This window comes from uncultured Umboniibacter sp. (genome assembly GCF_947497555.1).
Classification (GTDB): Bacteria; Pseudomonadota; Gammaproteobacteria; order Pseudomonadales; family DSM-25080; genus Umboniibacter.
Map to the genome: position 1 here is coordinate 1 of NZ_CANMGY010000014.1, position 13,362 is coordinate 13,362.

Annotated in this window: 10 protein-coding genes; 4 read left to right on the top strand and 6 right to left on the bottom strand. The window is 47.3% G+C overall.

Annotated features, from left to right (window positions below):
- Positions 1-105 precede the first annotated feature (105 nt).
- The 3 genes from Q0698_RS12550 to Q0698_RS12560 all read right to left on the bottom strand — a co-directional run bounded on the left by Q0698_RS12550 (position 106) and on the right by Q0698_RS12560 (position 3,084).
- Positions 106-1,266, bottom strand: coding sequence for a ParB N-terminal domain-containing protein (locus Q0698_RS12550; protein WP_298637022.1), 1,161 nt, complete (start codon positions 1,264-1,266; stop codon positions 106-108).
- Positions 1,267-2,547 carry a ParA family protein gene (locus Q0698_RS12555; RefSeq protein WP_298637023.1) on the bottom strand — a complete coding sequence of 427 codons (1,281 nt, stop codon included), beginning with the start codon at positions 2,545-2,547 and terminating at the stop codon, positions 1,267-1,269. It abuts the gene before it with no gap.
- 261 nt (positions 2,548-2,808) lie between these two features.
- Positions 2,809-3,084 carry a hypothetical protein gene (locus Q0698_RS12560; protein WP_298637024.1) on the bottom strand — a complete coding sequence of 92 codons (276 nt, stop codon included), beginning with the start codon at positions 3,082-3,084 and terminating at the stop codon, positions 2,809-2,811.
- 97 nt (positions 3,085-3,181) lie between these two features.
- Between Q0698_RS12560 and Q0698_RS12565 the strand changes: the two genes are divergently transcribed.
- The 3 genes from Q0698_RS12565 (at position 3,182) to Q0698_RS12575 (ending at position 8,874) form a co-directional block, all read left to right on the top strand.
- Entirely contained in the window at positions 3,182-5,251 is a 2,070-nt protein-coding gene (locus tag Q0698_RS12565) for a hypothetical protein (protein ID WP_298637025.1), read from the top strand.
- Between the two features lie 416 nt (positions 5,252-5,667).
- Complete coding sequence (locus tag Q0698_RS12570) at positions 5,668-6,363, top strand: division plane positioning ATPase MipZ (RefSeq protein WP_298637027.1); 696 nt, start codon at positions 5,668-5,670, stop codon at positions 6,361-6,363.
- A gap of 225 nt (positions 6,364-6,588) precedes the next feature.
- Positions 6,589-8,874 carry a DNA topoisomerase 3 gene (locus Q0698_RS12575; RefSeq protein WP_298637028.1) on the top strand — a complete coding sequence of 762 codons (2,286 nt, stop codon included), beginning with the start codon at positions 6,589-6,591 and terminating at the stop codon, positions 8,872-8,874.
- 4 nt (positions 8,875-8,878) lie between these two features.
- Here Q0698_RS12575 and Q0698_RS12580 read toward each other — a convergent pair whose 3' ends face one another.
- Both Q0698_RS12580 and Q0698_RS12585 read right to left on the bottom strand, forming a co-directional pair.
- Positions 8,879-10,669: a hypothetical protein gene (locus tag Q0698_RS12580; RefSeq protein ID WP_298637030.1), complete on the bottom strand. Its 1,791-nt coding sequence runs from the start codon at positions 10,667-10,669 to the stop codon at positions 8,879-8,881.
- A gap of 471 nt (positions 10,670-11,140) precedes the next feature.
- Complete coding sequence (locus tag Q0698_RS12585; protein ID WP_298637031.1) at positions 11,141-12,142, bottom strand: hypothetical protein; 1,002 nt, start codon at positions 12,140-12,142, stop codon at positions 11,141-11,143.
- A 122-nt stretch (positions 12,143-12,264) separates the two neighbouring features.
- On the opposite strand from Q0698_RS12585, the gene Q0698_RS12590 reads away from it, so the two are divergent.
- Positions 12,265-12,570: a hypothetical protein gene (locus tag Q0698_RS12590; RefSeq protein WP_298637032.1), complete on the top strand. Its 306-nt coding sequence runs from the start codon at positions 12,265-12,267 to the stop codon at positions 12,568-12,570.
- A 74-nt stretch (positions 12,571-12,644) separates the two neighbouring features.
- On the opposite strand, the gene Q0698_RS12595 is transcribed toward Q0698_RS12590, so the two are convergent.
- On the bottom strand, positions 12,645-13,349 hold the full coding sequence (locus Q0698_RS12595; protein WP_298637033.1) for a hypothetical protein: 705 nt from the start codon (positions 13,347-13,349) through the stop codon (positions 12,645-12,647).
- Positions 13,350-13,362: the final 13 nt, after the last annotated feature.

Consider the following 13,362-nt stretch of genomic DNA (forward strand, 5'->3'; position numbering starts at 1 on the left):
ACTGGGTTTCTTAGCTAAAAAACCCCGAGTGCCCCACGGGGCACCCAAAGAAAAGCCCGCGCTGCGAGGGCAGGGCGGGCTTAATCCGTTCCTTTTACACAATCGTTAGCCGAAGTGTGTGTCTCCACGCCTAATCGCCGCCGCAAGTGCCTCGATCTTATCAGCCACATCCGAAACCGTAGAGCTATCTTGTAGCTTTATCGTCCAATCCTTCTCCTTGCCTGGATTGGCATTCTTTGTGAGCTTAACCCCAGCCACCCCATCGAACGGCTTACGTAGCGATCGAGCCGAAGCTTTCTCAGCAGACGCGGCACTCAGCACCTTGATGAGCGGCCCCGCTTTCAATGACGCTGGCGGTGCGTTTTCCACCACCTCCATGAACGCTTTTAACCTTGTACTGTCATTCTCTAACATCGCGCTTTCTAAGACGGGCGCAATATCCTCTGCACCCCGACCACTCAGAGATTCGTCGAGCTTCGGCCACAAAAAGGCCTGTAGCGATATTGTGCTGCCATTAACCTCAACCGACTTTTGCTCAAGTAGCTCGATCAACTTCTCGTACCGAGAATACGTTTGCCTCGTGAAATCACCCATGAACTCGCAAGCGTCGGAAATCGTCATTCCGTAGGTCGATTTGTAGCGATAGGTCGCTAGTGCCTTCTGAAGGATGGTAAGTTTTTTGACGCTTCGCTCGTCCCGATTGGCATGATGTAGTGCGTCTTTTTGCGACATAGGCCGATTCGTGACCAGCGCTCTTACGGTCTTTTTTTCGGATACGCCGTCCCCTTTCAACTCCTCATTCCAAATGCTTATCGCCATCCGACGACGAGAACCGGAAATTAACTCAAGCTTTCCATCGTCGCGCTTAGATAGAATGATGGGATCGGTTTGTCCATCGCGCTTTAGCTCTTCAAGTAGGGCAGCGGTGCCCGGCGCTTCGCGCAATCCCTCTTGCGCCCGTGCGTTGATTACCGGGACCACAATGTCTTCGTCGTCCGGGGAAATATCTTTGACAGCACACTTATAAGGTTTCGTCGGTTCTGAAATCGAGGCCAGATCTACGCTCGCGAAGGTTGGCTTTGCAAATTCTTTCGTATCCGACACGAGACCACTCATCTTAGCTTTTGCTCTGGCATTTGCTTTCGCTGTGATTGACTCTCCTGCCTCTGAATTCGTTTCATTCTTTTTGGTTTCTGTGGGTTTAGCCTTCAATATATCTAAGTCCAACAACCCAGAACTCCGCTTAATTTCCCTTTCCTTAACCATTTAAACAACCCCCTCTGTGCCGGTTAGATACTCACCAAAGCCTGCTTGTATTAAATACTCTCGTTTCTCAGGTAACAGCGGGTAGACGACCTTATGAAGCACTTCCTCGAACACCTCTTCATAATTCTCTACAGCTTTCTTCAGTTGATTTGGGTTTAACGCATAATTCAGCAACGCGTCATTTGTTCGGTTGAAGTCAAAGATGCTTCGTCTAGCGGTGGAAGCAGCTTGAATGACTCGCTCGTGTTCCACGATCGGCGTGTGCATACAGTTCTCTGCGAACATTGTTGTGATTGCCTGCCGATACATTTCGCAATTGTCGTTTGGTTTATTGTTATACTTAACAGGAACGTGGCACTGAGATGGACCCATTTCATATTCAAGCCCAGGCGTAACCTCAAGTTCTTCATCAAGCGCCTCGCCCAATAACGCCAAGTATTGAACCGTTGATGCGAGATCAGTGCCGATACAAGGTGTCGGTACAATCTGAAAGTCGCTGGCCCAAAAGATGTTTTGATTCAAAGTACCAACCGACGGTGTACCGTCTAACAATACAAAATCATAGCCATCTATCTTGCTGATCAGATAGCGCAGCTTGAAAAGAACATGAGTGGCCGGGTAATCAAGAGTCCCATTTGCACACATGAACTTTTCAACGCTTAAGAACGTTTCCAACTTAGATAAGCTCATCGCAGCGGGGATGATGTCCATATTATCGAGATGCGTACTCTTAATTCGGTTTAATAACTCTCCTTCAAGGTCCTCCTCTACGATAAGCGCATCTGACCTCGTATCCAGAAGATCTGTTAACGAATCCTCAACACTCGTATCTACATCTGGCATCAACCCCGATAATAGTGAAAGCGTTCCTTGAGCATCCATATCGATCAAGAGTACCTTGTAGCCTTTATGCGCTAAGTACGCACCTAAGTTATAGGTAAGGGTAGACTTATGAACGCCGCCTTTGTAGTTAGACACCGATCCTACTAATGTCTTGCTGTTGGATTCCTCCTTCTTGAGAAGTCGACGAATCTCATTAAGTTGATTGGGGTCTGCATATCGCCGCGTCGCCCCTAAAGAAGAAAATACTTCCGGGTGCTCTTTGGCCAGTCTCGAGATCGTGGCAGGACTTACTCCTAAAGCTTTTTCAAGCGCTTTACCGGTGTAATGTCTGGTTGGAGCCAGTCGTTCATTACGCTCGCGCAAAGCGCTAAACAGTTTTTGACCAACGGAAACAGCACCTTGCCACTTACCACATAATTCTTTTAGATTTAATCTCATTGGAATAACTCTCTAAGGTTGTTAATATTTATTTTTAGCTGAAGGTTTTTATTCGATAATAGAGAAAAAAGCTTTCACCATCAAATTTTATACCAGAAACCTCGCTTTATGGGGGACTGAGTGCCGTTTTTACGCCCCTAATTGCGACTTGATTGTTATTTTCAGACTCTATAAAGTGATATTTAATCGTTTTTCAGTAGGTGGTTTCCATTTTTACTAGGTTAAAAACAAAAAAAATCACCCTATTTCCTTTTTTTGACCTTAAAAAACAAAAAACGGCAAGAAGAACGACAATAGACCTACATCTACTGGGAATATTTGCCTGATTCCAGTCAATTTGTGTCGGTTACCCGCAAAAATAGCCATTCTGCGGAGGTAATAGGGTGTCTCGAGGAGGTAATAGGGTGTCTCGAGGAGGTAATAGGGTGTCTCGAGGAGGTAATAGGGTGTCTCGAGGAGGTAATAGGGTGCTTCGCGGAGGTAATAGGGTGACCCTCGGAGATAATAGGGTGTCTCGCGGAGGTAATAGGGTGGCAAAATTGACTACAGCCCCTATAAATACTCGAATCATCAATTTGTAGTAAAGATAATAAAGATAGTAAGAAATTAATTAACGTAAGTAAGGAATGAGTAAATGTCCGGCAATATCCAAGCGCTTAATAGCGAATTAACATCGCTATGGGAAAGACCTAACTATCAGCCTACTAAGACGGCCCTTGCTCTAAAAGACCTCATTGACACGATAGAAACGAACGACCCTATCAATAATCGCGTCACTTCAAAAAGCAAGCATTACAAGGAAGCCATCGCGTTAATCCAATACAATGAGATTGAGAACTCGTTTAGCAGAACGCCCAGTGATGTTGAGCTCATCCGGTTATTTACGAAGACAACTATCTATCAAGCCTCTGAAGACGCCAACAATCGAGAAATTGTGCGAAACCGTCTGCGTGCGTTAATCACCCAAGAAAAACTTCCGAAGTCATTAACTCGCGTAGTCGAGCTAATGGTACATTGCTTTAAAGAAGAACCCACAATCAACAACCCAACATTGATCAACGCCGCAGACGCGATAGGGTATAAAATCTCCCTTGCCCAGATTAGTAAAACCGTCGCGACGCTAAAGACCCTAAAAATCATAGAGGTCGACAAATACGGGACCTATATTTTCCCTACATCTTTAGTGGATGCAGGCCTTAACCCCCAAGCCAACCAACAACAGGAGTTATTTGACGCCAAAATCTCTGGAGCGCTAATGAAAATTCATCAAGTTGATAGGCTTAAGTTCTCTCAATTAGCTGAGTTTAAGATGGCCAACGCATTGCCACATCGCACACGAAGGAAAACACGAATAGCGCCAAGGCTTTACGCATCTGATCGGAGAAATAGCTACGTCGTAGAGTCAACGGCTGGCTCGGATGAGGGAATTTATCGCATGCGCGATCTAGTTGTCATGTCTGTCATTGACGCTGAGTTTGCTCGAGATGTAATCGACAAGGCAAAAAAGAATGGCTGGACGATCAAGGATGACGATGCCCAATCCTCTCGTCGTACTAAGACAAAGCTCGATTGGAGCAATAAAGAGCTGCAGAGCTATGCCCTGGAAAAGCGAACTTACTCAATCACTGGGGTAAGACGACTCGTAAAAACTACTAAGAATACTGACATTCGTAAGGACGATTTTATCAAAGGGCTTATTCGTGTTTTCTTTACCACCACTAAATTTCGCCCCGCAAGTGAAGAAGAAATTCGCGGTATCGATCCATTGACGGGTATTACGTCCACCGACGCTGTAGTAGCCATCGATCAGTATGGCGATCGCGCTATCAACCCCGAAAAGGACATTTTCCAGATGTCTTACACCCTCAGCCTAGCTAAGGCTGCATGTGAAGGGTATTACGAGGACATATCACTTCTAAATTTTAATGAAGAAATCCTAATACTAACACTGGTAGCCCGCAAAGTGCTTGGCTACAAAACCGCTTTCACAAAAATAAAAAACATTCAGTATTTGGCTCATGACTTAACCAATTTTCTAGCATCTACTGAAACAGTTAGCGATTTGATTAGCTCTATCAAAAAATCTGATAACTTTAAAACGCTTGATGATGGGCGACTCCAAGCAAAAACCCAGGCCTTTATCTTTACGGTCGACACCAATAAGCAACGTGTTGCGGATTTTTATGCTGAACACAATTATCGTCTTGACCAGCTAAGGACTAAGCTTGCGCTAAACGATGCGATTATTTCGTTTGAATACAACATTGAAAACGAAAAACAACGATCCACGATGATTCGTGCCGCCAAGTCCCTGTTGCCGAAGTATACCCACCAATACCTTTATCTTGACGCGTGGCCTGATCAAGTCGATATAAAAACCCGCTCGGAAACCATTAACTACCTCATTACACACAATGAATTTAACACCAACCTCCATATTGATCGATTCCTGCAAACGGCAATTGACGAGATCACAGACTTTATTAGTATGCATGAGCACCACATTGACGACTTATCCTACGAGAAGTGCCTGAAGATCATGGAATTGAGGAATTGGTTTGGTGTTCGTCAGCATTGGCTCTCAGGTCATTTTGACGTCTTCCCTCCAAGCCAAACTGATTTTCTGGACATTGATTCGACGATTCAGGGCACAGGTATTGAGGATCTCGACGTTAACCATCCATTAGAAGAAAATACTAATTAGCAAAGTCCGACAAGGTGCTCCGATCTGGACAGCTTATGCTAAATATCTGGCCAACTTATGCTGTTAGGCACCGATCTGGACAGCTTATGCTAAATATTTGGCCAACTTATGCTAAATATCTGGACAACTTATGCTGTTAGGCACCGATCTGGACAGCTTATGTTCAAGCCTTATCAACAATTAATAAACCTTTCAAATGCTAGCTAATGCTTCTTTAGCACTCTTAAGTACTCTTAAGCATCGATAAGCATTCCCGAGCATTTTGAACAATTCTAAATGCTTTAAAATACTTCCTAACCCCTAATAAACATTAAAAAACCTGCTAAATGCTTTGCTCTGCCCCTATTGGGCAGGGATAGCCCTGAAAACCCAACTTCTCCCACTTACTATTGAACAAAACCTTCTGGAGATCCGTTATGGGAAAAGTATGCACATTTGGAATTAACAAAGGCGGCACGGGAAAATCGACACTCTCGTTTAACTTTGCCATCGCCTGCGCGTCGCGTGGATTCGATGTTCTGTTGATCGACGCCGACCCACAATCCTCAGCAGCCAAGTGGATCGCTTACCGGGAGGCTGAGCTTCACGACCCCACAGTTCATTGTATTCAGAAGACAGGGAATATTGTCCAAACGGTTCGCGATCTTAAACAGCGTTACGAGCTCGTCGTGATTGACACGGGGGGTAGAGACTCAAAAGAGTTACGTACTGCGGCGCTGTGCTCGGATGTGTTAGTCAGCCCGATCCAACCAAGCCAAAGTGATCTTGACGCCGCGATCTATCACAACGAGATGATTGCTGAAGTTAAAACGATCAATGAAAAGCTGGATTGTTATGCAATCCTAAGCGTCTGTTCCCCACACCGTCTCTCCGTCTTACACAAGGAATCGAAGGAGTTCGTGAAAGAATGCCTAAGTGAATTCTCGCTATTGCATTCGCGCACCATCAATCGCGATGCCTACCGCCGTAGTATTTCATCGGGCCAATCGGTGATTGAGGGGCGTGACCCATCCGCGAAAGCAGAAATCGAAGCGCTTACTGACGAATTACTGGACCGGCTAGAGCTGGCGCGACAGCCTAATTTCCTCAAGCGAGGACTGGCGTATGCGTAGACCGTCTCCCGCCCTTCACACAGAACCACCAAAACAAAGTGAACTCGCACGACTACTCGAAGATCGGCCGCTAGGTAGAAAGCAAAAACCCCCGGAGGAGAAGCGAGATAACCGGGTCGCCGTTTACTTGTCCGATGAGGAATTGAAAAAGCTAAAAGAACAATCAAAGGGATTACCCCTGGCCATTTATGCCAGGCATTGTTTGTTAAACCATGCTGTAAGCTGATGAAGGTCTATATTGCAGAGAAGCCTAGCCTCGCTAAGAAGATCGCCGCGGCACTTGGGGGTGGAAGACAGGGCGGGGGATTCATCCAGGGAGATGCCTGGGTGGTTACCTGGGCAATCGGCCACCTGTTTGAGTTACTACCGCCTGAAGGTTACGACCCTGCGCTGAAGGCGTGGCGTCGCGAAACACTACCAATACTTCCAGATCCGTTCCAACTTTCCCCAAAGGAAGGAACACTCAAGCAATTGAAGGTCGTACTCAGTCTCATTAAGAGTGCGACCACCGTGGTTAATGCTGGCGACCCGGATCGAGAAGGGCAGTTGCTTATCGATGACATCATCGAACATTCAAAGTACGCGGGTCAGGTAGAGCGACTTTGGCTCATTGACTTAACCGAGAAGGGCATACGGAAGGCGTTGACCAGCATGTCCCCGAACCGGGAGTTCTTCGGCCTATCGCAATCCGCCGATGCGCGGCGCAAGGCCGATTGGACGGTTGGGATGAATCTCACACGCGCTGCGACCATTGCTGCCCGTGCACGCGGCGCACAGCAGTTATTTTCCGTTGGTCGCGTGCAGACACCGACCTTAGCGTTGGTGGTTAAGCGAGACCGTGAGGTCGAAGCGTTCAGGCCCACTGATCACTTTGGCGTGAAGGCGACCTTTCAGTTCCCGTTGGATGATGACACTCTGACGGACATCCCTAGCCAGTGGCAAATACCGGAATCTGAGCTCGACGAGCATGGCCGGCTACTTCAACAATCCGTTGCCAGCACACTGATTCAACGGGTCGAAGGTCAACCGGCTGTTGTCACTTCATGCGAACAAACGCCTAAGCGGGAGTTAGCACCCTTACCGTATTCTCTCTCCGCGCTTCAAGCCCACGCTTCAAAAGCGTATGGGATGGGGGCTCAAGAAACCTTGGATGTCGCCCAATCGCTCTATGAGAAGCATCAAGCGACGACGTATCCACGAACCGATTGTGGGTATCTTGAAGAGAATAAGTTGGATGAAGTGCAGGAAATCCTCGCCACCATTGGACAGATCAATGAACACTTTAAGTCACTCGTGGACGCTATAGTGATCACTGATAAACCGCGATGCTTTAACGACAAGAAGGTGACGGCGCATACCGCCATCATTCCGACCGCCAACAACCCGGATGTCAGCAAGTTTTCAAAAGCTGAAAAACAGGTGTATTGGCTGATTTGCCGTCGTTTTGCGTCGCAGTTTTACCCGGCTCACGCGTACTTACAAACGACAATTTTAATTGAGTGTGCGAGTGAGACATTCAAAGCAACCGGACGAAGTGTTACGGAGGAAGGTTGGAAACGCTTCACTCGGTCTGAAGGCGAGTCAGACGAAGCCAACGAGGACGAAGCGATACTCTCGCCCGTTAATCCGGGCGCGATCGGTCAGAACATCGAGACAGAGCTTTTGAAAAAACAAACAAAAAAGCCTTCTCGATACACAGAGGGCACATTAATTTCGGCCATGGCGAATATCTCTAAAACGGTGGCCAGCGGCAGCGTTAAGGCGACGCTCAGAGAGATCGATGGTTTGGGTACCGAGGCAACACGAGCCGGGATTATTGAGTTACTTAAAAAGCGGTCATTCATTTCACCGTCGGGAAAGAACATCATCTCGACGGACGCCGGCCGAGCGCTCATCGAGGCACTTCCCCGCGAAGTAACAGACCCCTCTGAGACCGCGATCTGGGAGCAGGGCCTTGCCTTGATTGCAGAAGGAAAACTCCGCGGAGATCAATTTTTCGATAAACAATGCCAATGGTTAAAAGCGATGCTTAAGCGCTTCGACACCGAGTTCAATATTTCAACGGAGAATTTGTATGAGTCCTGCCCAGAATGCCAAAGTGGTTCTCTCGTCCCCAGGAAGGGCGAATACGGCGATTTCCTTGCCTGTAACAATGAAGACTGTAAGTTTACGCGCAATAGCGGTAAAAAGGCCGTGAAGGGGCTTTCTAAGAAGCATCAATGTGCTGAGTGTGAGTCGCCGCTTATCAAGCGCAAGACAAATGACCGAAACTGGTGGGGTTGTTCGGGTTACCCCAAGTGCAAAACGACTTACTTTGATAACAATGGCTTACCGGCTATCCCGTCGCCTGACTATGATTGTCGAGACTGTGGCTCCCCCCTAATACGTAAGCGAAGTAAAAAAACCGAGCAACGCGCCGCTGTCACCTACTGGTCTTGCTCTAACTATCCAGAATGCAAGACGAGCTACTTTGAAAAGGGTACCAAACCGGACTATGCCGGGGCTAAGTGAAAACTTACAGCGCGAGCTCTAAATTGGTTGGGACATCCAGATCGCTTGATGAGGGCATTAATCTGCGACGCCTACCAAGGGTCAAGAATCCGTTATCACCTAAGACTTGATCGGTCGGGTCGATTTGAATATGAATCACCATCTCCGTCTCGCGCCGACGTTTCGGTTGAGGTCCGAATCGATAGCCCTGGCTGTCGATGATTTCGTCGACTGCCTCCTCGGAGTCAATCAAACTAAAGATAAACCCCCCAGCTCTAAAGCCGTAGATATTATCCTCGAGCACACATTGGCTGATGATCTCCTTGCGGAACGCACTAAAACTTAACCGTTCCGGGTGGACCGCTGCGAACTGAAAGTCTGACAGTAGGAACGTTTTCGCTTCCCTCGCTTGATTACTAATAAGTCCTCGTGCTGTCAACACGCAACTAAATACCACTTGCGGGTAATTGGTGAGACGAATGAGATCCATTGAACTATGTTTGATTCGGTCTGCAATATCCGATGTGACCCTAAAGCTGACCTCACCCCGTTTTGATTCAGTCACATTCTCTAAGACGCTGTATGACTTTATTTCAGTAAACGGATCGCCCTGCCCATGAATGACCGACCGACTCGTCACTTCTTCATTCATCGCTTCTCGATAGTAAATGCGGCAGTCTCGTAGTCGGATCAACCGTTTCATAATCGTTCGTTCCGTCTGGTTACACGCTTTCGCTAATTCAGAGAGGTTAATCTGAATCCATTGCGTCGCGTGACCGCGATAAAGTTTATCAAACTCATCTTCCTTAAGCCGAGTTTCAACGGGTATCGCATCATTTTTGCGTTTCATCTCTAAATACATTTGATGAACCCGACTGATTAAGATGGTGGAGAGTTTAAAGTCATCAAGTGAGCAGGCACCGAGATCGCCAACCCCTGAATTTGCCGCCATCCAAGCCACCAATCCCTGACGACCACGAGGAATGAATATGGGGTCCGTTCTTTTGATGCCATCGTCGTTCTTGTAAAGGCCGACCTGATAGTGACTTTGGTGCAGATCTCGGTGAACCGTTGACCGCGTATCGTCCTCGACACGGAACGGCCTGCCTTCCTTGAACCGCGATAGGGCGGCGCCAGTATTCCGCTTAGCGCCCAGTGAGTTAAGCATCGTGTCATTCATAAAAAACTTGAACGCCCCACTGTTTTCATTCACTTGAAAGAACCCAGCATCGGTCAATTCTTTCATCGTTCTCCTGAAGATTCTCTCACTCATTGACAGATCTTCATTATCATCAAACTGACTTTTAAACTGCTCGTATAAACTGAAAAGCTGATTCATCGTCCCACTAAACGCCCCCAGGAACACAAAGCACCGAAGTATTGAGGTGTATTTCGTAGGCTCATCCTTTAATGAAATAAACGCTTGTAAGCGCTCTCCGTCGCTTGGTGAAAGCTTAAATTCATAGATATTTGCATTTCTCCCGCCGTGCTCGCCCCGGCGATGGCTGACTTTAGCCAGCGCTTCAATGTCGTGAATCCATACGCCCCATTCAGCAGTGCTCACCACGCCTTTCGCGCTATTCGCTTTCACATTTAAAAATTTACTGATGGCGGGAGCCGTGATCGATTTTGCTTCGGCTTTAAGTCGCTCTGTTAACACACCTCGCATCACACTCAGGTCATCGGACACCAACGCCATCTCGATCAAACGCGTCGCGATCACCACGGATACTTTCTGTTGCTGGCCCCTCAAAAATTCAAGCGAACTGTTTAGCTCATCGGCCGATTGAGATAGTCGCAAAATCTGTGCTCTCAAATTCACTACCGCCTATTGTTGTTATTGTTGGGCGAAGCCCGTTTTTTTTTACGCTATAAGCACTATGACTCTATAAACCTTAAAAACTCTATAACAATACTGCGAAAAATGAGCGATTATCAGAACGTCTTCTGGCCGCTTTCGATCTGGCTTTCAGCGTTCAAGACTCGTTAAAAACCCTCATGTTACCATTTGCCTGCCAGCATGTTACCGTTTACCTGCCAACATGTTACCATTTGCCTGCCAGCATGTTACCGTTTGCCTGCCAACATGTTACCATTTGCCTGCCAGCATGTTACCATTTGCCTGCCAACCGAAAATTTTACAATTTTTACAGGTTTTTAACTGAATTGTTATGGTTGCTAACAGCTTAATAACAGCTTAATGACAGCTTATTAACAAAAATTCTACTAAAAGCATCATTTTTTAGTATCAAAACACGCTATTTTGTATCAAATCACGACCTAATCGTCAAATCCCTAAGTCAAATCGTTCGAGAATCGCAAGCGGCTCGTTATCACACTGATCGATCAAAACGTGCATCGCGCTGGTTTCAAGTTCTCTCCCGCCAGACAAATCACTCGCGCTAACCCTAAACACCAGACGTTCATCAATCGCGATACGATTTTGGCTTGATCTCTCCCTGGAGTCGTTACCCACTTCTGTCGACTGAGCTTGTCCGGCGACATCCACGACAGCAAACGTTTTGAAACAGCGCTCCGCGTTGTAGCCTAAGTAGTCTTCCTGAACGACCTTAAACTTAAAACCACTCACACCAACCTGAATGAGATAATCACCTTCCACACGATCGACCGAAGTAATCGTTATCGATACTTCCCCTTCGCTGTACTGAGGGTCGTTAGGTGCGAGCAGTTCAACCTGTCGGTAGTCGGCGATCCGGCGAATACGATCTAACTCCTTACGAATCTCCGTCATTTCCGCCAAGCGATCCAAGGATGATAAGGTTAGCGCGCTTGAGAAGCTGGACTCTACATCGTTGAAACGTCGAATGAGACCGCCACCTGGCGCAGAGAGCTGTTCAATTTCGTTACGCATTGCGTACACCTCATCGAGCTCGGCTAATAGCGATCTGTTGGCCTGAAGAATTTGTAATTGTTGTTCTAAAATCGAATCGTCGACGGAAGTCGTAGCGGAGACCTGAAGCTGCCGAGGGCTGCCCTCGATGACCAGGTGTTCAACATCACTCAGTGTCACAACGGAACTTGCAAACACGTCGACACTCGAACGCAACGCATTGCCGTCGAGTAGATCCCGGCGAATAATTGCCGCCCCAGCGCGACGTCCTGCCTCAATCATAATTTGCCGTTCAGCAATCTCAATACCCTGTTCGATTGAAATGTAGGTGGGGAAGTCGATGGTTTTCGATAATCGAACCGATTCACCCCAGCCTAGCGTCGATAGGCTCACGAGTAGGGCACTCAGCAGAAATTTTAGTAACATCCTTTTAAACATAGTTAATCTCCTCGCCATTATCCTCTCATGAAAACGCTCAAACGCAAGGTATCGAAGTTTCGTACTTTTGCCATCGCGTGTTATTTTTAATTTAGGAGTTATAACAAAACAGGGAGCAACCAATGAAAATCATCTTTGCGGTCCTATCCGTTATGGTCACCTTACCCTCCCTCGCCGAGGAAAATAGCCACGACGAGGCACCAGTACCCGTTGTTGAGAACGCCATAGAAACAATTACTGAGATCGCGCAGGGCAATGAATCAGATGTGCGTGTCAGTGGTAATGAAGTGCTTTCTGATAACGAACTCACTACGGTGATCTCAGTCACCACAACGGCGCGTGTTAACGCAACATCCTACGAAGAAATTCTGACGATCATCAGCGCCGATCAAACGAACGATGATGTCCAGCCGAATACGAGTGAGTGACTGCGTGCAGTCGATGGGTGCTGGCTGTCTAACGTGGTTAACCTGACTCGATTAAGCCAGGTTAACCGTAACCCTTAAGCTTCTGGAATGGTCTCAGTAACGCTGTTGACCGAATCACTATTACCCCCGATCAAGTCCAAGCGCTGCTCAACCTGTTGACCCGATACCTCCATCGCGTGACGCTCATCTTCTCGCGCAGCTTCACGACGCTCACTTAATCGACGCTCTAGGTCATCAAACGCATCGGTCATTTCTTGCGCGAGTGAATCGGTACGTTGAGCCTGAAGCGAACGATTGAACTCAGCATAAGGGAGCTTCATTAATACGTAGGTGGTAAACTGGCCATTGACGGCCTTTACTTCCTGATCCACCACCTCAAAGCCAACCACCTGAACCTCATCGACAATTTTATCAATCAGCGCTACATAGCGTTCGACCGTTTGTGAGTTGGTATCTGTGGTGTAAAGGCGCTCGCTACCGACGAGTGCATTTTGAAATTGCTCCGCCAAACCAAACTGTCCTTGAAGTCGCGCTTTACGCATCGACGAGTTGAGGTTGCTGGATGCGCCCATGCCTATTGCGTAGACGCCCTCGGCGTCAGGCTTAGGGATGTCAATAACCCAAGATGGCAACTCATCAATTTCTTCTTCAAGCATCTCGTTACGCTGCGCCTGAATATCACGCGAATCTTCTTCCGCTTGAACCGCTTCGCGAACTTCATTTGACGCGCAACCAAAAAAGGTCCCGCAAATCATAATTAGTAATAGTAATTTTTTCATGTTGTCGTCCTCC